Annotated in this window: 23 protein-coding genes and 1 pseudogene; 19 read left to right on the plus strand and 5 right to left on the minus strand. The window is 41.8% G+C overall.

The annotated features are described in order from the left end of the window. Window positions 1-70: 70 nt before the first annotated feature. Window positions 71-1,303, plus strand: a complete 1,233-nt coding sequence (locus N8M93_RS15725; RefSeq protein ID WP_261133418.1) for a dicarboxylate/amino acid:cation symporter — start codon at window positions 71-73, stop codon at window positions 1,301-1,303. Between the two features lie 240 nt (window positions 1,304-1,543). Here N8M93_RS15725 and N8M93_RS15730 read toward each other — a convergent pair whose 3' ends face one another. Beyond that, window positions 1,544-1,996: a CHRD domain-containing protein gene (locus N8M93_RS15730; RefSeq protein WP_261133420.1), complete on the minus strand. Its 453-nt coding sequence runs from the start codon at window positions 1,994-1,996 to the stop codon at window positions 1,544-1,546. A 171-nt stretch (window positions 1,997-2,167) separates the two neighbouring features. On the opposite strand from N8M93_RS15730, the gene N8M93_RS15735 reads away from it, so the two are divergent. The 13 genes from N8M93_RS15735 (at window position 2,168) to N8M93_RS15795 (ending at window position 11,146) form a co-directional block, all read left to right on the plus strand. Further along, the gene (locus tag N8M93_RS15735; RefSeq protein ID WP_261133421.1) at window positions 2,168-2,635 is read left to right on the plus strand and encodes a hypothetical protein; all 468 of its coding nucleotides are present in this window, start codon (window positions 2,168-2,170) and stop codon (window positions 2,633-2,635) included. 130 nt (window positions 2,636-2,765) lie between these two features. Then, the gene (locus N8M93_RS15740) at window positions 2,766-3,407 is read left to right on the plus strand and encodes a YitT family protein (protein ID WP_261133423.1); all 642 of its coding nucleotides are present in this window, start codon (window positions 2,766-2,768) and stop codon (window positions 3,405-3,407) included. Between the two features lie 146 nt (window positions 3,408-3,553). After that, window positions 3,554-4,222, plus strand: coding sequence for a GntR family transcriptional regulator (locus N8M93_RS15745; protein WP_261133425.1), 669 nt, complete (start codon window positions 3,554-3,556; stop codon window positions 4,220-4,222). A 43-nt stretch (window positions 4,223-4,265) separates the two neighbouring features. Then, window positions 4,266-4,967 (plus strand): DUF2848 domain-containing protein, encoded by a 702-nt coding sequence (locus N8M93_RS15750; protein ID WP_261133427.1) that lies wholly within the window; start codon window positions 4,266-4,268, stop codon window positions 4,965-4,967. An 11-nt stretch (window positions 4,968-4,978) separates the two neighbouring features. After that, the gene (locus N8M93_RS15755; protein ID WP_261133429.1) at window positions 4,979-5,776 is read left to right on the plus strand and encodes a carbon-nitrogen family hydrolase; all 798 of its coding nucleotides are present in this window, start codon (window positions 4,979-4,981) and stop codon (window positions 5,774-5,776) included. A gap of 16 nt (window positions 5,777-5,792) precedes the next feature. After that, a complete protein-coding gene (locus N8M93_RS15760; protein ID WP_261133431.1) occupies window positions 5,793-6,782 on the plus strand; it encodes a TRAP transporter substrate-binding protein in 990 nt (329 codons plus the stop codon). Window positions 6,783-6,876: 94 nt separating this feature from the next. Beyond that, a complete protein-coding gene (locus tag N8M93_RS15765; RefSeq protein WP_261133432.1) occupies window positions 6,877-7,335 on the plus strand; it encodes a TRAP transporter small permease in 459 nt (152 codons plus the stop codon). Then, window positions 7,332-8,606, plus strand: a complete 1,275-nt coding sequence (locus N8M93_RS15770) for a TRAP transporter large permease (RefSeq protein ID WP_261133434.1) — start codon at window positions 7,332-7,334, stop codon at window positions 8,604-8,606. Before N8M93_RS15765 ends, N8M93_RS15770 begins: the two co-directional genes overlap by 4 nt. Before the next feature lie 111 nt (window positions 8,607-8,717). Next, on the plus strand, window positions 8,718-9,491 hold the full coding sequence (locus tag N8M93_RS15775) for a 2-keto-4-pentenoate hydratase (protein WP_261133435.1): 774 nt from the start codon (window positions 8,718-8,720) through the stop codon (window positions 9,489-9,491). Between the two features lie 313 nt (window positions 9,492-9,804). After that, complete coding sequence (locus N8M93_RS15780; RefSeq protein ID WP_261133436.1) at window positions 9,805-9,939, plus strand: hypothetical protein; 135 nt, start codon at window positions 9,805-9,807, stop codon at window positions 9,937-9,939. 14 nt (window positions 9,940-9,953) lie between these two features. Then, window positions 9,954-10,457 (plus strand): shikimate kinase, encoded by a 504-nt coding sequence (locus N8M93_RS15785; RefSeq protein ID WP_314728295.1) that lies wholly within the window; start codon window positions 9,954-9,956, stop codon window positions 10,455-10,457. A gap of 10 nt (window positions 10,458-10,467) precedes the next feature. Further along, window positions 10,468-10,857 (plus strand): hypothetical protein, encoded by a 390-nt coding sequence (locus N8M93_RS15790; protein WP_261133437.1) that lies wholly within the window; start codon window positions 10,468-10,470, stop codon window positions 10,855-10,857. 13 nt (window positions 10,858-10,870) lie between these two features. Next, window positions 10,871-11,146, plus strand: coding sequence for a hypothetical protein (locus N8M93_RS15795; protein WP_261133441.1), 276 nt, complete (start codon window positions 10,871-10,873; stop codon window positions 11,144-11,146). Between the two features lie 32 nt (window positions 11,147-11,178). On the opposite strand, the gene N8M93_RS15800 is transcribed toward N8M93_RS15795, so the two are convergent. The 4 genes from N8M93_RS15800 to N8M93_RS15815 form a co-directional block, all read right to left on the minus strand. Next, window positions 11,179-12,186 carry an iron ABC transporter permease gene (locus tag N8M93_RS15800; protein ID WP_261133442.1) on the minus strand — a complete coding sequence of 336 codons (1,008 nt, stop codon included), beginning with the start codon at window positions 12,184-12,186 and terminating at the stop codon, window positions 11,179-11,181. Continuing rightward, window positions 12,183-13,190, minus strand: a complete 1,008-nt coding sequence (locus N8M93_RS15805; protein ID WP_261133443.1) for an iron ABC transporter permease — start codon at window positions 13,188-13,190, stop codon at window positions 12,183-12,185. Before N8M93_RS15805 ends, N8M93_RS15800 begins: the two co-directional genes overlap by 4 nt. Before the next feature lie 96 nt (window positions 13,191-13,286). Then, window positions 13,287-14,216, minus strand: a complete 930-nt coding sequence (locus tag N8M93_RS15810; protein WP_261133444.1) for an iron-hydroxamate ABC transporter substrate-binding protein — start codon at window positions 14,214-14,216, stop codon at window positions 13,287-13,289. Next, window positions 14,167-15,012 (minus strand): ABC transporter ATP-binding protein, encoded by an 846-nt coding sequence (locus tag N8M93_RS15815; RefSeq protein WP_261133445.1) that lies wholly within the window; start codon window positions 15,010-15,012, stop codon window positions 14,167-14,169. Before N8M93_RS15815 ends, N8M93_RS15810 begins: the two co-directional genes overlap by 50 nt. A 197-nt stretch (window positions 15,013-15,209) precedes the next feature. On the opposite strand from N8M93_RS15815, the pseudogene N8M93_RS15820 reads away from it, so the two are divergent. The 5 genes and pseudogenes from N8M93_RS15820 to N8M93_RS15840 all read left to right on the plus strand — a co-directional run bounded on the left by N8M93_RS15820 (window position 15,210) and on the right by N8M93_RS15840 (window position 20,637). Then, a pseudogene (locus tag N8M93_RS15820) lies at window positions 15,210-16,261 on the plus strand (NAD(P)/FAD-dependent oxidoreductase). A gap of 533 nt (window positions 16,262-16,794) precedes the next feature. Beyond that, window positions 16,795-17,487, plus strand: coding sequence for a response regulator transcription factor (locus N8M93_RS15825; protein WP_261133447.1), 693 nt, complete (start codon window positions 16,795-16,797; stop codon window positions 17,485-17,487). A 1-nt stretch (window position 17,488) separates the two neighbouring features. Then, a complete protein-coding gene (locus N8M93_RS15830) occupies window positions 17,489-18,832 on the plus strand; it encodes a HAMP domain-containing histidine kinase (RefSeq protein ID WP_261133449.1) in 1,344 nt (447 codons plus the stop codon). Window positions 18,833-18,858: 26 nt separating this feature from the next. Then, on the plus strand, window positions 18,859-19,545 hold the full coding sequence (locus N8M93_RS15835) for a PepSY domain-containing protein (RefSeq protein ID WP_261133452.1): 687 nt from the start codon (window positions 18,859-18,861) through the stop codon (window positions 19,543-19,545). A 291-nt stretch (window positions 19,546-19,836) separates the two neighbouring features. Next, a complete protein-coding gene (locus N8M93_RS15840) occupies window positions 19,837-20,637 on the plus strand; it encodes a peptidoglycan-binding protein (RefSeq protein ID WP_261133453.1) in 801 nt (266 codons plus the stop codon). Window positions 20,638-20,714: the final 77 nt, after the last annotated feature.

A 20,714-nucleotide genomic window follows, 5' to 3' on the forward strand; every position in this document is an offset into this window, starting at 1 on the left:
AGGTCGTGTAAATTTAATCCCCACTATTACTATAAGATTAATATATTTTATAGGGAGGAGGATTTTTAGTATGAAACGAATCATGAGTGGGTATTTGAAATCATCGTTGATCATAAAAATCACAGTAGCACTCATATTAGGTATTTTTACAGGTATCATTTTTGGAGAACAAACGGCGGTTCTAGCACCATTCGGCGAGCTGTTGCTTCGTTTGCTGCAATTCTTGATCATTCCACTCGTATTGTTCACGTTGATTGTCGGAGTGAATATGACTCGCCTTGATCATCTAGGGCGGATGGGATCGAAGGTAGTCATTTATTATGTTCTCACGTCTGCCTTAGCAATCATGGTTGGCCTTGCTGTCGGCGGACTTTTCGATCCTGGAGCGGGAGTGTCTCTTGAAACCGATAAATCAGTGGAAGTTCCAGAAGACCCTGGTGTGGTCAATGTTTTGTTGAATATCGTACCAACGAATATCATTGAAGCATTCAATGAGATGAATTTGCTCGGAATCATTTTTACTGCCCTGGCATTCGGGTTAGCGATATCCGCTTTAAGGAATTCCGAGCATCATGCCGATCTTGGAGAGCATATATATAAAGGGGTCGAAGCATTGAATGAAGCGACGTTTAAGATATTGAACGTCATTCTTCACTACGTTCCGATCGGTATTTTTGCGATTGTAGCCGAAACGCTTGGGAAGCAAGGCTTGGATACGATTTTGTCCCTGGGGAACATGATTTTTGTCCTTTATATCGCTTTGTTCGTGCAGGTGGGGATCTATATGATTCTGCTGCTCGTCTTCAAAAAGAACCCTTTGCACTTTTTCAGACATGCTCGTACCCCGGTCATTACCGCTTTTGCAACACAGAGTAGTTCTGGAACACTCCCTTTGACAATGGATGCGGGGGAAAATTTAGGTTTATCGAAGAGCCTTTACAGCTTCAGCCTGCCGTTAGGAGCGACGATCAACATGGACGGAGCGGCAATCCGCATCGCCATTTCAGCTGTTTTTGCAGCGAATTACACGGGTACGGCCCTTAGCTTTACGGATATGCTTGCGATTGTGATTGTTGGAACGTTGGCTTCCATCGGTACTGCAGGCGTTCCGGGTGCAGGCATCATCATGATTGCAACCGTATTTGCACAAGTGGGCCTCCCGATGGAAGTCGTAGCGCTATTGACAGCTGTCGATGCACTGGTCGGTATGGGCTGTACGGCATTGAATGTAACTGGAGACCTTGTCGGTACAACACTTATTGATAAAACAGAGAAACATAAAACTGAAGAAATTTCGGTTTAAGATGTAGTGTTGTTAGGTTAATTAGATGGAAAGGATTTTGACGTAGTAAAATCGTACCAAATTGTACAAGATGTCCCTGAAATTGTTCAAGATACACATGAAATTGTACAAGATAGCCTTGAAATTGTTCAAGATCACCCCGAATTTGCTCAAGATGTCAGCTATCGTCTGATTTTTTATACTAAAATAAAGAACACCTCTGTTTGCGGAGGTGTTTTTCCCTGGTTCCTTTCTATATCTTTAAAATGACGGTCGTTTTCGGACGGGGATGATTTGTCCTCTTATTTCACCTTCTGGATGTTGGTCCGTACTTACATTGATATACATGAGCCCTTCATCCATGAGAAGGATCAAGTCACTTACATTTTCCACCCCTTCATCATTGCTGATGATGTTTTTATCTGTAATGGTGCCTGCTATAAGGCCGTTCTGGATACCTGTACTGGCTTGTTCTTCAAAAGAAGTCAGTTCATCACCTTTTAATAATACAGTTGCTTGACCATTTTGCCCGATTGCGCCGAAATGGATATGTGCTTGTACGAAATTACGGATGTCGTCCACCTTGAAAATGAACTTGATTTTGGTTTGTGAACCATTTGCGACGAGTTTAGCCATCCCGTAAGCTTCGGTATCTACTGAAGGGACATGATTGTTACCGTTCAACCTAACGTTATACTTTTGCAAATTTACCACCTCCTGAATTGCAAGAGAAACTATATTATCGTATTCAGGGGGTAGACAGGTTGTATGGTCGAACGTACCGATTGTCCAAATGTTTGTCGAAGATTGGACACAGTCACATCCGCCCAGATTCCTTCATATAATTATAAAAGGAATGAGCCCAGGTAGAGGGAGAGGGTATGGATGAAATTTACGGTACAATATATCCCGCTGAACAAGATCAAACCGGATCTGTCAGTGAAAATTACTGAACAAATCAAGAAGCTGCAAAACCTGATGTGGGATTGTATGTATATTTTAGTCGTGAAAAAGAACCGGGCTGACGGAACGTATACCCTTTTAAGCGGCCGCGAACGCTATGATCACTTGCGTAATGAAACGCGAAATGTCTATGCACCGTGTATTGTCGATGACAGTGATCCTCCGAAAGTAAAGGCGATCTTTTTGCGGATCAGGAACAAACAGCCTCTGGACGATTTTCCGTTGACACCGAAAAGCTGGGCGATCGTCCGTACTTTTTTGAGAAAAGAGCCCCGCTTCCACAAGCTTTCACGCTATCAGCAAATCAAAGTCCTCCTTCTAGGCGCGAGATACAAACGTACCGTAATCCTCTCCATGCAAAACAGGGTGGAACAGCTTTTGAAAGAATAAGAAATGCAATGCAGTTAACGATGAATATTGGGAAAAAGTTCTACTATAGTGGGTAGAGCTTTTTTATTGAATTCGGTGCTGTGGTGCACTAAAATGAAAAGACTTAATATTTTGAAAGAAGGCGCAACTTATGAAGCTCCAAGTCCAATTTCCTTTTTTTACACTCGGGCTGATCATTTTCAGTTATGGGATTTCTGTAGCGATCCAGGTGCAGCATTTGGGAATCCATCCATGGGATGTATTAAACATCGCGTTATTTGAAAAATTCGGCCTTACGATCGGGACCTGGGCTGTCCTTGTCGGTATGTTCCTGGTTGTCGTGTCCTATTTCTTAGACAAGAGCTACATCAATATCGGGACGTTCCTGAACGCGTTGGCTGTTGGTCCGCTGGTCGATCTGTTCCTCTATCTCGAGATTTTTCCGAAATCTTCTTCAACTTTTACAGATGTCCTCGTTTTGTTTTTAGGTATTGTGCTGATGGGGATCGGCGGCGGGATGTATTCTGGAGCGAGAATCGGGGCTGGACCAAGGGATGGCTTCATGCTATCGATCTCAGATAAACTTGGTATGTCGATCAGCCGTGTTCGGATCATAGTGGAGAGCATCGTGCTCTTATTGGGATGGCTGCTTGGGGGGCCTATTTTCATTTTCACCTTCGTCATCACCTTCATCCAGAGCCCGATCTACCAACGGGCATACCTGCAAACGAGCAGGTGGGTGGTGAAACTATCTGAACCGTTGAAACCGAAGAAGGATGTGCGTTCTGCTTAAATTCTCTTCAAAAACTGTCGATTTTATCGGCAGTTTTTCTTTTGGTTAAAATTACCGAATAGAAAGATTACTGTCAATATTGACATTTCTGAAAATTATACGGTATTATGTACAATGTATACATTATACATTTAGAGAGGTTTTTTATGGAAAACTTTAAAATGAAACCGGTTAAAAAGAAAAAAACAACAAAAGAAATTGTTTATGATCAGATTAAAAATGCGATTTTGACAGGTATGATTCCAAAGCATGAAATGCTAACGGAAACTTCACTTGCCGAAACGTTAGAAACATCAAGGACACCTATAAGAGAAGCTGTTTCTGAGTTGCTTAAAGAAGGGCTTTTAGTCCACATACCCAGGAAAGGCTTCAAGGTAAGGGAAATAACAGAAAGCGAAAAAGATCAAATCATCTTTCTGCGCCGATCTATTGAGGCTGAAGGGTTAAGGAATTTAGCGTCAGTAGTTTCTATCGAACAAATCAAATTACTTAAAGAAATCGTTAATAACCAAGAAGAAGCTATGAAAGAGAATAATCGTATTAAATATATTGAACTAGATCAATTTTTCCATAGGAAAATATTGGAGTTTGCGAACCAAAACCTTTTAGAACAAATTTTAAAAGAGGTTTACAACCTTACACGGTTGATCGGTCACACTGCTTTGATGAAGGAAGGCCGTATGGGGGAAGTCATAAGGGAACATAAAGAAATCATCGATGCTTTAGAAGCCCGTGATGCATCAAAAGCAAAAGAATTGATGATCGGGCACTTAGAAAAGACTTGGGAAACAGTAAGATCTGTTGAAAATAACTAAGCTTATCATTGTAAAAATGTAAGCGTTAACAGGTGGGGGAATTATGAAACATACAGACGAGAAGAAAAAACGTAACCCTTTTATAGTGGAAATAGGGGATGAAATGAAGAAACTTGAAATCAATAAAGCATATTGTATCGGTTATGCAGGGAGAAATAAAGAAAAAACGTGGGAGCATGTAAAGGAACTCGCTGAAATTGGAGTCCCAGAACCTGAAGAAGTACCTTCACTTTATCCAGTCAGCACAAGCAGTCTAAGTCATGGGCAGAACATTGAAGTAATCGGCGATAAAACGAGTGGTGAAGCTGAAATCGTATTGATATTCGGTAATTCTTTAAATGAGGTCTATGTCACAGTTGGCAGTGATCACACGGACCGTGCACTTGAGACCGTAGACATCAATAAGTCGAAACAAGTGTGTGACAAACCCTTCGCGGCCAAAGCATGGTCGTTTGAAAAGGTAAAAGACCATTGGGATCAGTTAGAGTTATCTTCACAGATATACTTGAATGGTGAATGGGTCGACTATCAAAAAGATACAATTGACGCAATCATTCCTTACGAAGAAATAAAAGAATTCTTAATTCAAAAAAATGTTCCGCTCAAGAAAAGCATCGTATTCTCTGGTACTGTCCCATTACTGGATGGATTCAAATATGGGGATAAGTTTAGAATGGTATTTTCAGATCCCTTAAATGGTGATCAAATTACGGCAGAATATGAGATCAATAATTTAATTGATTAGGGGGGAGAAGGATGAAGTTTTCTCTATACCAGATGGATATTTTCCCAGGAGACCCGGAAAAAAACAGACAAAAAGTCAAGGCTTGGATTGAGAAAGAAGTGAAAGAAAATGCTCCAGACACGGTTGTCCTTCCAGAAATGTGGACGACTGCGTATACCTTGGATCAATTGGATGGATTAGCTGATCAGGATGGGGAACCTACTCGTAGTTTTTTGAAGGAATTGGCGGAAAAACATGAGATTAATATAATCGGTGGTTCGGTCGCGAATCAAGTGAATGGGAAAATTTATAATTCCTCTTTTGTTTTTAACCGTAAGGGTGAGCAGGTTTATCAGTACGATAAGGTCCATCTTGTTCCGATGCTGGATGAACCCAACTTCTTAACCGGAGGAGAAAGGGCAGCCGAAATCTTTGAACTAGATGGTGTTAAGATGGGCGTCATCATTTGTTATGATTTAAGGTTTCCAGAACTTATCCGTTCGGTAGCTCTTGAAGGAGCCCAAATCTTATTCATAGTTGCGGAATGGCCGCTTGCACGACGAAACCACTGGGTAACCCTTCAAAAAGCAAGAGCAATTGAAAACCAGATGTATGTACTTTCCTGTAATCGGATCGGATCCCACGATGGAGTCGAGTTCAGCGGGACCTCAATGGTAACTGACCCTTGGGGAGATGTCTTGGTAGAAGGCAAAGTTGAAGAGGAAGAATCTCTCTCCATTGTTCTTGATTTAGAGAAAGTTAAAAAGGTTAGAACTGATGTACCTATTTTCACAAGCAGGGTACCTCAATTATATAAAAAAGAGTTATAAGGGGAGGAAAAGTGTCATGAAACTTAAAAATTTATGGACCGTAGGCTTGTTTGCTTTGTTACTTGTCGTCTCGACAGCATGTTCTGGAAGTGGGAGTGAAGGTGATACAGTAACGCTTAAGCTTGCCCACTCAGGCTCTGAATCACATCAATATCATATTGCAGCTGAAAAATTCAAAGAATTAGTGGAAGAAAAGACTGGCGGGTCAGTAAAAGTAGAAATCCATGGGAATGCAACTCTTGGAAGTGAAGCAGACGTAATTGAGCAGGTCATGGATGGTTCAGTCGATATGACTACTGTTGCAGCAGATAGTTCTTTTGCAAATACAGTTCCTGAAATGAATGTTTTCGGTATTCCATATTTATTTGATGATGAAGAGCATGTTTACAACACTCTAGATGGAGAGATTGGAAAAGAACTGTTAGGGAAAGTTGACGAGCACAATATGAAAGGTCTTGGCTATTGGGAAGTGGGTTTCAGACATCTAACGAACAATAAAAAGGAAATTGATACACCTGATGATGTAAAAGGATTAAAAGTACGTGTTCAACCAGCTCCTGTTTGGGAATCTCATATGAAAGCCTTTGGAGCAAGTCCGACTCCTGTTGACTTCAATGAATTATATTCTGCACTTGATCAAGGTGTTGTAGACGGGCAAGAAAACCCATTGCCTACCATCGATTCTATGAAATTTTATGAGGTTCAAAAATATGTAGCATTAACAGCACACACCTATTCCCCTGCTGTTGTAGTTATGAGCAATAATGCTTGGGGTAAGCTTGATGAAGACCAACAAAAGCTTGTGGAAGAGGCGGTTTCAGAAACTACAAAATACCATAGAGAAACATTAGCTAAAAAAGAACAGGAAATCCAAAATAAGCTTGAAGAAAATGGAGTAACCTTTACTGAACCAGACCGTGATGCATTCCGTGAAGCGACTAAGGACGTAAAAAACGCTGTTAGTTCACAAGTGCCGGAAGACTTGGTCAACAAAATTAAACAATAATACTGTAGGGGATGACTCTTGAACAATGTACCCGGCACCCCAAGTCAGGTTCTTGTGAGTCATCCCCTATTCATTTAAGAAAGGGGGAGGCTGTATGGTTTTCAGTAAAATTGATGCCTTTCTAGGGAAACTGCTAGAAATCATCATAACAATCTGTTTGTCAGCTACTGTAGTGATCACTTTTTTACAAGTCATATTTCGTTACGTTTTGAAACAGCCTCTAAGCTGGTCACAGGAAGCGTTAATGATCGGTTTTGTCTATAGTGTCTTGTTTGGTGCCGCGCTTGCTATAAAAAATCGGGATCACCTGACAGTGGATATGCTGGAAAATGCTCCAATACTTTTATCTAAAATTTTGGAGATTATCGAATTCATAGTTGTAGGGATCGTAATCGTGGTCCTTCTTTACTTCGGTTACCTTCTGGTGATGGACAATTTTGCATCTGGGCAGATTCTTGGGATTTTACCTATAAAGAAAGCTTATGTATATCTTGCTGTACCGCTTAGTGCTTTATTTATGATCTATTATCATGTTAAGAAGGTGTTTACATGATTTGGCTAGTTGTACTATTGTTTCTATTAATACTTATACGAATCCCAATTGCTTTCGCACTAGGGTTCATTTCTATTCTTGGAATTTTCCTAGCAGATCCTGGCCTGCTTACAAATGTTCCGAGAAAAGTCTTCAGCGGGGTAAATAACTTCACTCTAGTAGCTGTACCATTGTTTATTTTAGCTGGCGAAATCATGTCTAAGGGCGGTATTTCGAAGCGCTTGATCAATTTTTCCAAAACACTTGTTGGTCCACTTCCAGGTGGTTTAGCTATGGTCGTTGTTCTTGCAAGCGTATTCTTTTCCGCATTGACCGGAACGGCGATCGCTGCAGCAGCTGCTATTGGCGGAATGATGATCCCAGCCATGAATAAAGAGGGATATGATGTTAGATTTTCATCCAGTTTAGTTGCAACATCTGCAACAATTGGACCTATCATCCCCCCAAGTATAGTCTTGATTTTATATGGAGTAATCGCTAGTGTTTCAATAGGGGATTTATTTATAGCTGGAGTTATTCCAGGAGTATTAATGGGAATTGGACTTATGGGGTACAGTTACTATGTAGGGAAAAAAGAGGGATATCGTTCAAGTGATCGAAGAGCCACCTTAAAAGAAGTAGTAGTTGGTGCAAAGGATGCAATTCTTGCTTTGATTATGCCGGTTATTATCATTGGGGGTATTGTTTCAGGAGTATTTACCCCAACTGAGTCTGGTGTAATAGCTGTCGTCTATGCCTTGGTTATCGGGTTGTTTATTTATAGAGAGATTAAAATAAAAGACCTATGGCCTATTATGCTTTCAACAGCTAAAACAACTGCGGCAATTGTGTTCTTGATCGGAAGTGCTTCACTCTTCATATGGTTCTTATCGTTCAACCAAATCCCGAATCAATTAATTGAGATGATGGGAGATGTTTCTGAAAACCCGATCTTAATGTTACTTATTATTAATCTAGTCTTACTAATTGCAGGAACATTTATTGATACAATCAGTGCTGTCTCCATTTTCACACCATTGTTCTTACCATTAGTCCTAGCTAGCGGTATTGATCCAGTGCATTTCGGTATTATTTTAGCCGTCAACCTTACAATCGGTATGGTCACTCCTCCATTAGGGGTATGTTTATTTGTGACGTCTTCAATTGCAAAAATAGGTGTACCGAAAATGTTTAAATATTTATTCCCGCAAATTGCAATTCTGATCATCATACTTTTGATTATCACTTATATCCCGGAAGTAATCTTATTTCCGGTTGAGCTATTTAAATAAATAAGGTAATGTGTAAAAAAATATCAGCACCACAATTAGTGGTGTTTTTCTTTAATATTTGTGTGTTCATTACGATTACTCTTATAGAATAGAAAGGGTGTATCAATCAACATGACTAAAACAGAGGAAATCGTTACATCATTGCTAAAAGCCCATGAGGAGAAAAAGCAGCTTTCTTCCATCGATACAGAAGGCTTTTCAACTGAAGAAGCGTTATATGAGGTTCAAGAGGAATTCATCCAGCGTTTGAGTGGTGACAAGGCTGATCCCGTTAAAGGGTACAAGATCAGTTTGACGAATAAAGGCCTGCAAAAGGTTTTCCATACCGATGCGCCTGTCTATGGGACATTAACGGATCAAACGGTGTTGAAAGATGGTGTGTTGAGCAAAAAAGAGTTCTTCGACCCGCTTGTCGAAGCCGAGCTGATGTTCATGATCAGAGAGGACATTCCGCCATCAGCGGATTCAGCAGAAATCCTTGAAAATTCTCTAATTGCACCTGGTTTTGAAATACCGGATTGCCGTATTGAAGATTGGTTTCCGAAAATCTCGATCGGTGAGTTGATCGCTGATAATGCAGTCACCGGTAAAGTGGTTGTGGGTGAACCGTTGAAAGTGACACCTGCAATCCCGTTGGACAACCTGTCTGTCAAGGTTTATCACAATGACGAAATAGTGGCAGAAGGACCGTCTGCTTATGTGCTGGATAACCCATTGAATGCTGTTGTCTGGCTGAAAGAAATGTTAGCTTCACAAGGCAAAAGCTTGAAAAAAGGAATGATCATATCTTCAGGCACCTTCTTCAGCCCATTTCCACTTGAAGTTGGAAAATACCGTGCCGTCTTCGATCATTTCGGTGAGGTTGAATTTGAAGTAGTAGATTAAGAGTAAGAGGTACATTCGCGTGAGTAGGGGCTGTCCTATAAAAGTGTCTGGCACTTTTGGGACAGTCCTTTTCGTCGTTCTGTAAGAAAGTATAAGTGCAGCTATGGCTCAGCCAAGTTTTCTTTATGTGCTAGGAAAGCGGAGAGTGAACAGTTTATCGCTAGAAGTGAACAGATTGTTTCCAGTAGAAATTTGCGCACCAATCATTCTGAAATGGTGATTTTTCTATGAAAAATATTCCACTTTTGAAACCAAACAGCTGCTTGAACGTAAAAAAACCAAATGATGGAGTATGTAAAAAGGGGAGCGGGACATGCGGGAACGTGTTAAGGATATAAAGAAGGACAGCTGGGTACCGGATTTATTATTCGCTATACCGGAACTTATCATTTATCCGATAAAATGGCTGCTTCGAGGTATCTTGATGCTCATAAAGTTCTGGAACTAAAAGCGGGTATGCTTATGATGAAAAGAATTCATATCATCGGCTCTGTCGGAAGCGGGAAAACGACCCTCGCCAAAATCCTATCAAACCGATTGCGAATCCCGCACTATGAACTGGATAATGTTGTATGGAGAAGGACGGCTTCTGGTGATGTCAGAAGAACCGTTCAGGAAAGGGATGAACGGTTAGGCAAAATCATCAGCACAGAACAATGGATTCTGGAAGGTGCGCATCATACCTGGATTGAATCTAGTCTAAAGAATGCGGATCTCATTATTCTATTGGATATTCCTTATTCAAAACGTGTCTATAGAATCATCAAAAGGTTCATTTTACAGAAGATCGGCATTGAAAAAGCGAATTATAAACCGACATTCCAAATCTTCCGGAAGATGTTCTTCTGGAACGCAGCCTACCAAAATCAAAACAGACAGGAAATCCTCGAGCTTTTAAGTACATATGATGGAAAAGTGGTTATTTTGAAGAATAACAAGGATATTGAACCATATTTGACTGGATAGGGGAGAGAGAATGCAAAATACAAAGTGGATCAAAATCCAAATCGGTATAATGGTCTTTTTCAGTATCCTGCTCGTTTTAGATTATTTTCCCGACTTGCCTTTTTTAAGCTCTATCCCAAAGTATGTGGTTTTATTCGGCATTCTGGGACTCATTCTGACCGGATTGATTTTAGGCGTAACGATACATCAGGACGATCGAAGCGTCCTCAAATGGCAAATCGGTATGATGTTTTTCCTTCTGGGATTGATCGCTGTTTTAACCTTACTGGGTGGAGAATCGTCAGTTGGGATCGCATTCGATAACTACGCACTTTGGGTTGTATTGGGTATTAGCAGCATTGAGATATTGAATCGTTGGCGAAAAATCAAGAGATCGGATAACGCAACTAAGAATGGATAGGAATGATCATGACATGAACAATACTAAACTTTTAACATATACCATTCTCGGGAATATCAGCATTGCGGTTCTCGCTTTCATAGGGATTGCACATTTCATCCAAACAGGAAAATATCTGATGATGGTCGGGATCATGTTCAGTCTGTGGTTTGTCATGGACTATTTAAAAGAACTTCAGAGGAAGGCGAACATAGACAAGAAGATTAAAAGAGTCGGCTATGTCAGCTATACGATTGCAGCGCTTATTGGTGTTGCCGTCCTTCTCATCAATACGAACCTGTTAAAATGAATCTGAAGAGGCTGCCCTTAAGACAGCCTCTCTTATTTTTTCAATAACAAATACATGAAATACGGTGCTCCGATCAATGCAACCATGATTCCAGCGGGTATGCCGCTCGATTCGACTAAGTTTCGACCGATCGTATCTGCAAGCAGTAGCAGCCAACCGCCGATCAGAACGGCAACGGGTATGAACATTTGATGACGAGGACCCACCAACGCTTTCGCGATATGTGGTGCCATCAATCCCACAAATGCAATACCACCAGTAACCGAAACGGCTGCTGCAGCAAGGGCGATCGCTGTCAAAAGCAGGACGATCCGCTCTTTTTCTATGGAAACGCCGACACCTATTGCTACTGGTTCACTAACACCAAGGAGGTTCAATCGGTTCGCTTTATACAGTGTAAAAGGGATGAGGATTACCAGCCATGGAAGGATCGCCCATATGAACGGCCAATCCGTCCCCCAAATGTTTCCAGCTAACCATTTTGCGATAAAATCAACTTTTTGACGTTCAGAAGATGAAATAAGTACGATCATGATTCCAGACATCGCCATTGAAAAACCGACACCGATCAATACTAACCGCACTGGTTGGAGGCCGGTCTTTTTATCGTAAGAACATAGATAGAGCAAGAAACCAGTCAAAACGGCGCCAATGAACGCAACAAGTGGTAGCATGTAGACGAAAGAACCTGCTTCAATCGGAAAGAACAAAAAGAAGATGGCGATCGCCACACCTGCCCCTGAATTGATACCGATGATACCAGGGTCAGCCAGGTCATTACGGGTGATCCCTTGTAAAATCGATCCGGATACAGCAAGAGCTATTCCAGCCAGTAACGTAATTAAAATTCGGGGTAAGCGAATATCGAATAAAATGAATTCTTCTTTAAACGTTCCTTGTCCTAGAATTGTAGGGAGCAGCCGGTCATAGGACAAGGCAGCGTACCCTGTGCTGACACTGATGATGAATGTGATCAGAATCAGTATGCTCAGTGCCAAAATCGTTAATCGTTGTTTTCGGATCAATGCTGGATGGATCATGAGAATGCTTTCCCTCCTTTACGAACTATGACAAGAAAGAAGGGGAGGCCCATGATCGCGACAATTGCAGCTACCGGTGTTTCGAACGGAGCATTGATCGTCCGCCCGAGAGTATCTGCCAACAGCATGAACGTTGCCCCTAGTACCGCAGACATCGGCAGGATGGAACGATAATCCGTCCCGACGATAGCACGGACGATATGAGGAATCATCAATCCGATGAAGGCCATGTTTCCGACAAGGGCGACAGAGGCTCCGGCTAATAAGATGATCACGACAAAAAGGATCGCTTTAATCTGTGTGATTTTCTGTCCAAGTCCGACTGCTACTTCTTCATTCAAACTGAGGATTGTCAATTGTCTTGAAAGCGTTAGGGAAATAAGGACACCGACGACAATGAAAGGTACGATGACCTGTAACTGGCTCCAGGATGTTCCGACCAATCCACCGGCGGTCCACATCGAAACATCTTTAGAAATTTTAAAATAGATCCCTACACCCTCAGCCACTGCAAAAAGGAATGCTGAAACAGCAGCCCCGGCCAAAACGATTCGAAAAGGGGAAAAGCCGCCTTTTTTCAGAGATCCGATACCGAAGACCATGGTGGCACCGACCGCTGCACCGACGAAACAAGCGATCATGATTCCGAAATAATTAGCTGTCGGTATGAACACCATGGTGACAGCAAGGGCAGCATTCGCGCCAGCGGTCAATCCAAGTAAGCCAGGGTCTGCAAGCGGGTTCCGTGTCAAACCTTGCATGATCGCCCCAGATACAGAAAGTGCAGCCCCAACTAAAATCGCTCCAATTTCACGTGGCAGCCTTATTTCATTGATCATTAATGCTGCTTCATTTGTATTTTGGAATGTCAGTGCCGACCAAACATCCTTGATGGTCGTATCTGCCGCACCGAAAACCATGGAGGTAATGAATGCACCGATGAATAGGATAAGCACAAGTATGAATTTAGATATGAAAGTGATTGTTTTTGGCTGTTCATTCATATGTATCGCATCTTTCTTTCATTTAGGGATAGAAGATTGAAAAAGAGTGACCTGATGGGCATTCAGCCTGATAGGTCACCCTGGTGGTTTCAAAAATCACTTGCCAAGAAACGCTTCTTTAAAATAGTCGAGTTGATAATCAAGGGTGATTGGATCATTAAAGTAAAATTCCTTGGCATTCACTTCAAAGACTCGATCATTCTTGACGGCAGGTATATTTTTATACGTTTCGGTTTCTTGGAACGAATTATCGGCATCTGCGTTTTTACTGAACACGATATAATCTCCAGCAAACTCAGGTAATACCTCAGGGGATAGCGTATAATAGCCTGGTTCAAGTGCATTTTCTTTAACTTTTTCAGGCATTTTCAAGTCCATTTCTTGATAAAGGATTTCTGTTCCCCGACCCCAGTTATCTCCGAATACATAAAGCTGTTTATCGAAGCTTTCGATGACAGATACGGTAGCGTCTTCACCGATTTCCGCTTTGATTTCCTTACCAGCTGCTTCGGCCCGTTTTTCAAAGTCCCCTACCCATGCTTTTGCTTCTTCTTCTTTATTTAGTAGTTTTCCAATCTCGATGTGTTGCGTCAGGTAATCTACTTTTCCGTAGGTATAAGTGACGGTCGGAGCAATTTCCTGTAGTTTATCGACATTTTTGATGTTGGATAGACCGATGATCAAATCAGGATCCAGCTCAATGATTTTTTCCAGGTCTTCATCCGTAACTTCTTCAACATCCTTCAAATCTTTTTCATAGCGTGGGTTCATTTTGGACCATGCGTCGACTCCGACAAGAGGGACATCAAGCGCCATGACATTTCCTGCGAAGGATGAAAGGACGATGACACGTTGCGGATCAGCGGGCACTTCAACAGGACCGTTTTCAGATTCATAGGTTATCGTGCCGGATTTCTCATCATCTTTATCTTTTGAATCATCATCACCTTGTTCTGAAGCTGCGTTATTGCATGCACTAACCATGAGAAGCAACAAGAGTGCAAGCGGTATCAATACTTTTTTCATTTTTGTTTTCTCCTTTTAGTAGATTGTATGTTATGCACATCGGTTTGTTTGTCCGGGGATCTCTGCCGATTTCAGCATCGATTTGAAATACTTTTTTGAGCACATCACGCGTGATCACCGTTTCGTAGTCGCCAGCTTTTACGATTTCACCATCTTTCATCGCAATGATATAGTCCGCAAACCGGGCTGCCTGGTTCAAGTCATGAAGGACCATGATGATCGTACGCTTTTCCTGGATATTGAGGTTCTGCAATAATTCCAGAATCTCCAGTTGATGAGCCATATCAAGATAGGTAGTCGGTTCATCGAGAAAGATGATATCTGTCTCTTGGGCAAGAGCCATTGCGATCCAGACACGCTGTCGTTGTCCGCCAGAAAGGGCATCTACAGGACGATATTTGAAATCGATCGTTCCAGTGACTTCAAGTGCCCAATCTATCATCTCGTAATCTCTTTTCGTAAGACGGCCGAATCCTTTTTGATAGGGGTAACGTCCATAGGAGACAAGTTCACTCACAGTCAAGCCGCTTGCGTTTTCAGGTGTTTGTGGTAGTATCGCCATTTTTTTCGCAAGTTCTTTTGTGTTTTGTTTGGTAATGTTTTCACCATCCAAAACCACGTTTCCGGATTGATGTGAAATGATACGTGTGATCGCTTTCAATAAGGTCGATTTACCACAACCGTTGGGTCCAATGATCGTAGTGATTTTCTTATCTGGAATCTCGACACTGAGATTTTTGACAATCGCTCGCTCGTCATATCCAATATTCAAGTCTTTTGTATGTAGGCGGGCCATCACTCTACCTCCATATGATTGATATTCAATATCATTGATAATGATTCTCAATATCGCTGACAACATAACTATAAAGTTATATATTTCTAATGTCAACCTTTTTTTGTCATGACAATATTGAACAATCAATATATTTAGTGTATGTTTAAATGAGAATGATAATCAATCGAAGTGTTGGTTATAAGGGGTGTTCGGAGATGGGTCAGCAAGAACGATATGATGTGACGATAATTGGTGGGGGACCTGCTGGGCTGTACTCAGCATTTTATAGTGGACTTAGGGAGATGAAGACGAAGCTGATTGAATTCCAACCGAAATTAGGTGGGAAGATCCATGTCTATCCTGAAAAAATGATATGGGATGTTGGTGGATTGACTCCAATTACAGGTGCTAAACTGATTGAGCAGCTTGTAGAGCAAGGTTTGACCTTCAATCCAACGGTGGTTTTGGGTGAAAAAGTAGAGGCGATTACACAGGATGAGGAAGGGATTTTTGTTTTGCATGCTTCGTCCGGCAAGAAGCATTTTTCCAAAACCGTCATCGTTGCAGTCGGAAGCGGGATTTTGAATCCTCAAAAGCTTCAGATTGAAGGAGCGGAACGGTTTGAAGTATCCAATTTGAATTATACAGTGAAATCATTAAAACGGTTCAAAGATAAAACGGTGATCATTTCCGGTGGTGGGAATTCAGCGATCGACTGGGCAAATGAGTTGGAGACCGTTGCCAAAAAGGTATATATCTCGTACAGAAGAGAAGCGTTGAACGGGCATGAATCCCAAATTACGCAACTTACGAACAGCTCGATCGAATGTTTTTACAATACATCGATCACCAAACTTCTTGCTGGACCTGACTCTTCTGTCATTGATCGCGTCGAACTGACGAATCTTGAAACAGGTACTACAATTCATCTTGCAATAGACGAAGTGATCATCAACCATGGTTATGAACAAGATTCGACATTGATTAAGAATAGTGACATCGACATAAAGCTTGCAGATGATTTCTTCATTGATGGGAATGCGGTCAGTGAATCGTCCATCGATGGTCTTTATGCACAGGGGACATCTTGAAACATGAGGGAAAATTGAACTTGATTGCGGGTACCTTCCAGGATGCGGCGAATGCAGTGAACAAAGCGAAGCAATTCATCCAACCTGATGCTGAGGGAACTGCTATGGTTTCTTCTCATAATGATGTCTTTAAAAAGCGGAATCGGAAATTGGTTAAAGAGATGATGCGTTCATAATATCATTTTGATGTTTGTTCCATGTTACGTCCAGGCCTCTTCAAGGGGTCTTTTTTGCATTTAAAAAGGCTAGGACCAAACTATAACTGCCAACTGAAAAGATGAACAATAAAATAAAATGTATAAAATGAAAGACGCTATGCGTAGACAACACCCGTAGACTCCTGGTGGGGACAGCACGAGTCGAAGCCCCCGGAAGAAAGCGGTCTGTGCTTTCTGAGGAGGCTGAGGCCGTGCCCGCGGAAAGCGAAGGATGTTGACGAAGCGGAAGGTTCATTTATTGTTCTATAAAGAAAATCCGGACAAATTCTTCGGATTTTCTATTGAATAATGTTCATTTTGGCCAACCTCTTCAGTATAAGCGTAACAAATGGCTGAACCTACGTATTAGGCTTAGTTTTGCCAAGTTTACTTTAATTGGATTTCATCATGTTGTAAGTGTTTTCTCACCATTTTTTAATGTTGGGGACATATAATGAAGCTAAGTTATTGGAAATAGGAGAATCGTGTAAAAAATATATAGGTGGGAAACGATGGACAATCAGAAAATATTGATCGTAGAAGATGAAGAAAAGATTGCCCGTGTCATCAAACTTGAGTTGGAGTACGAGGGCTATGATGTTGACACCGCGTATGATGGTTCAGCTGGCCTTGAAAAATTCCGGGGTGCCCAGTGGGATCTTGTTTTGTTGGACGTGATGCTGCCTGAATTGAACGGTATAGAAGTATTGAGAAGGATCCGTACGAAAAATGAAGAGACCCCGGTGATTTTGCTGACGGCGAGGGACTCAGTACCGGATAAAGTGGCAGGACTTGACCAGGGCGCAAACGATTATATCACGAAACCTTTTCAAATCGAGGAACTGCTTGCAAGAGTGAGAGCGTGCTTACGAGTGAAGAGAGGATCCGGGCAGGGCAAAGAAATAGAGGGGAAAATAATTCTTGGAAATCTCTCGGTCAACGAAAAGACGAGAGAGGTCAAACGTGGAAGTAAGAACATTGAACTGACACCCAGGGAATTCGATCTGCTCGTGTATCTTCTCCAAAACAAACAGCAAGTCCTGAATAGGGATCAGATCTTATCAGCCGTTTGGGGATTTGACTATTATGGCGACACGAACGTGGTCGATGTCTATATCCGTTATTTGCGTAGAAAGATCGATCATGAAGAAACCCCTTTGATCCATACGATCAGGGGTGTCGGTTACGTCATGAAGGAGCAATGAGATGAACATCCGCAAGAAGATACATCTTTTTTCAACCATATTCCTTTTCATCATTTTATTGTTGATCAACGGCACGATCTATTACTTATACAACAAAGTGACGACTGAAGGGGAGCTCGACCGGCTGACCCACCAGACGGAAACGATCGCATCAGCACTTAAAGAGGAAGAAATCTCGCCCCGTACATTATTACCCGCGTTCATCCCGAATGACGGTATGATCCGGATCATCAATCAGGATTCGCATCCGATTTTGGCTCAAGCAAAAACCAATGAACTCGGAAAAAGTGAAGCGATATTCCAGGATGCACAAACTGCGGAAGTGCGTGAAATTGCTGGAGAATCCTATTCGGTTGTCGCAATTCCAATCATCTGGACGAATGGAGAGGTTGTTACACTTGAAGTCACAGAAAGTATGGCAGGCGTACAAGCGAATTTGGATATCCTTCGGACGATCTTGCTGCTTGCAACGGTGCTTGCCATCCTTCCGGCTTTTCTTTCAGCTCGAGTATTGAGTGAGTTGATTTTACGACCAATTGAAAAATTGACGAGCACGATGGAGGAGATTCAACGCAAGAGAACCTTCAAACATATTGAGGTGGAGAATCAGTCTAAAGATGAACTATATAAGATGGGAACGACCTTCAACAGCATGGTCGATATCTTGCAAGCGAACTCGGAAAAACAACAAAGCTTCGTTTCCAACGCGTCGCATGAATTGAGGACACCGCTCACGATCATCGAGAGCTATGCGAGTCTTTTGAAAAGATGGGGGACGAAAAAGCCTGAAGTATTTGATGAATCGGTTGAAGCAATCCATTCAGAATCGATCCGGATGCGTAATCTGACAGAGCAATTACTGCTGTTGGCACGGAATGATGATGATTGGGAAATCGATTGGCAGAAGGTTGATCTAGTTGAACTTTGTAAAGGCGGGGCAAAATCGTTCATGCAGGCTTATGATCGAGATGTACGGGTGATTCATGAACAGAATGTGGTGTTCGCTGCCGGCGATAAACAGAAACTGAAACAGGTGTTGTTCATTCTTTTTGATAATGCGAAAAAGTTCAGTGAACGTGACATTGATGTAGTAGTCGAGTATGAAACTGGTCGACCTTCGATTACAGTAAAAGATTACGGCATCGGTATTCCAAAAGAGGATGTGGCGAAGGTGTTCGATCGATTTTTCCGAGTCGATAAAGCGAGGAGCCGGAAGACAGGCGGAAGCGGTCTGGGTCTTTCAATTGCAAAAGAAATCATCGCTGCTCATGAAGGAATGATTGAACTTGAAAGTGAAGAAGGTGTCGGAACGAGTGTCAGGATCCTGTTGAAAGAAGCGCATTGATTTTATAAAAGAAAGGAGGCGGAACCTTGAAACGGAACATTTTCCTCATTTTGGGTGTTGCGGTGTGTGTAGTAGGCATCATCATCGGAGCACAACATATTTTGGCCAATAAGAACGACCAGCCTTTAGCAGATAATGAAATTGAAGGATTCATCACAAGTAAATATACGGGTGAAATGAAAGAAATTACACGGAGCGGAGCAACATATGAAGCAATCCTTGACCGAGAAACAGGGGTCTATAAAATTGTTATCAATGCGGATGAGCGGCGTATTGAAGGCATAGAAGTCCTTGAAATGAAAGAAAAACATATCAATGAGGAAAAAGCGAAAGAAATAGCATTGAAAGATGTCGATGGTGATGTTGAGGATGTGCAGTACGCAAAGAAAAAAAATCCGCCTATTTATAAAATCAAGATGAAAACGAAGTCAGGGGTGACGGTGGTTACGGTGGACGCGAAATCTGGCGAAATTCTCGATCGGTCAGAGGAAAAAACCGAGGAACCGAATGAAAAAGAGAAGACGTTGATTTCTGAGGAAGAAGCGAAAGAGAAAGCCCTTGTTGTTGTCCCAGGCGAAATCGACGATGTTGATATCATCAGACTGAACGGTGTACCCACTTATGAGATTGAAATAGAGATCAATGATGATGAAGATGCAACAGTACTCGTTGACGGTTATACAGGTGAAACGACGATTACGTATGAGGATTGACGTTAAGGAAAAGGTCGAGTATAACAACTACGGGGTTTTTCACCTTTTTGTCTAGATTCACTGGTTTCTTTACTGCTACATTGGGATAATTTTTAACATATCATGGAATTAGTATAGATTATGTAAAATAACCACCTTTTTCATGTAGACCATATAGAATACATTATTTCAAAATAATGGATTTAAGCGGGTCAAACGTTGTGAATCCACTTTTAATACACGAATAATGTCATTTCCTCTCGAATCCTTTTATGTGCAAAGAATTAAAGGATTGGGGAGGTTTATGAAAATATGAATACGAAACTTAGAGCCATGTTCATGGTTTTTGTTGTTGGTGCGTTGTTGCTTGCAGCTCCTTCATTTACACAAGCTGCATTAGGAGACCGTACCTTAGTAAACGGCTCATCAGGATCTGATGTTGCTGAATTGCAGGATTATTTAATGACGAAAGGTGTCTTTCCGTACCATACATCGACCGGATATTACGGTGATATAACGGAAGAGGCAGTCAAAGATTTTCAGCGGAAGCGTAACCTGAAAGTCGATGGAATTGCTGGACCGCAAACGAACCATGCGGTGAAGGTTTTACGATATGGTAACATTGGAAAACAAGTTATACATATTCAGTACCAGCTGAAGCAAACCGGACATTACAGTTCAAGCCTTGATGGGATTTATGGTAAGGGCACAGTGAGTGCAGTCAAGAGTTTTCAGAAGCAACAAGGCCTAGTAGTTGATGGTATTGCAGGTCCGAATACAAGATCAGCATTGGATAGTAAAGCGAAGCGAGGTTCTGCTGCAGGGAAAACGATGACGGTAGAAAGTACGGCTTATACAGCGGATTGTGACGGATGTTCAGGTGTCACGAAAATGGGTCTCGACTTGAAAAAGTATCCTGATGCGAAAGTGATTGCGGTTGACCCAAGTGTGATTCCACTTGGATCAATGGTAAAAGTTGAAGGATACGGCGTTGCGATTGCAGCAGATATTGGCGGAGGCGTGAATGATCATGCAATTGATGTATTCATCGCAGACCGTGACGAAGCGATCCAATGGGGACGTAAAGACGTACGAGTAGAAGTTATTGAATAGAAATCAGAAACAAAGGCCGATTCAACACACCCGCTTTCAAGGGATACGTTGAATCGGCTTTTTATATCGGTGCTAGG

It is taken from the genome of Bacillus sp. Marseille-Q3570, from assembly GCF_946151055.1.
Classification (GTDB): Bacteria; Bacillota; Bacilli; order Bacillales; family Fictibacillaceae; genus Pseudalkalibacillus.